The organism is Lutibacter sp. B1 (assembly GCF_012524075.1).
In the GTDB taxonomy this organism is placed as follows: domain Bacteria; phylum Bacteroidota; class Bacteroidia; order Flavobacteriales; family Flavobacteriaceae; genus Lutibacter.
Map to the genome: position 1 here is coordinate 1 of NZ_JAAZUI010000176.1, position 362 is coordinate 362.

A 362-nucleotide genomic window follows, 5' to 3' on the forward strand; every position below is an offset into this window, starting at 1 on the left:
CCGGTGCTATCGCCGTACCGTCTGCTGTTTGGTAATCTACACTGAAACCGCCCTGTACATTGCCTGTTAAGGTTACTTGAACTGTCGCGGTTAAATCACCTTCGTTCACTGTAATATCACTGATGGTTAGTCCCTTGTCTGCACCTCCGTCATTGTCCTGGATAGTTATCTCGCCTTGTGAATCATTGATACCTATCAGCGTTGTGCTTAAATTACTCAAGTTTACATACAAACTCTCGGTTGGTTCTATCAAAGTATCATCGTTGATTAAAACTTCTATCTCTTTGGTCTCTCCTGTATTTCCTGTAAAAGTTAGTGTTGCTGATTGTACTGTATAATCATCCTCTGCTATCGCTGTACCA

The 362-nt window shown here is 42.0% G+C and carries 1 protein-coding gene; it reads right to left on the minus strand.

Translation table 11 applies throughout. The features are described 5' to 3' along the window. Positions 1-362: Calx-beta domain-containing protein (locus tag HGB55_RS15390; RefSeq protein WP_168817985.1), on the minus strand; the 362-nt coding region annotated here is incomplete at both ends.